The 223-nt window shown below is 58.3% G+C and carries 1 pseudogene; it reads right to left on the reverse strand.

The window, feature by feature from the left end:
- Positions 1-223: pseudogene (locus tag ABR397_RS25640) on the reverse strand (hypothetical protein); the annotation flags it as partial.

A 223-nucleotide genomic window follows, 5' to 3' on the forward strand; every position in this document is an offset into this window, starting at 1 on the left:
GCTTTCCACCTGACAGGTCAGGCCATAATGGGTATTGAGTCGCTGGGTCACCTGCCCCAGTTTGATGTCGACAATACGTTTGAGCGCCTCAGGCGGTAACGGGCGGTAAATTACCGTCTGAAAGCGCGCCAGCAGGGCGGGCTGGAAGTGATCCCGCAGCACAGGATGCAACAGTTCATGCAACGCGGCATTCGATGCGTCAGGCTGTTGCGCCAATAGCGCC

This window comes from Photorhabdus viridis, from assembly GCF_040256935.1.
GTDB lineage: Bacteria > Pseudomonadota > Gammaproteobacteria > Enterobacterales > Enterobacteriaceae > Photorhabdus > Photorhabdus viridis.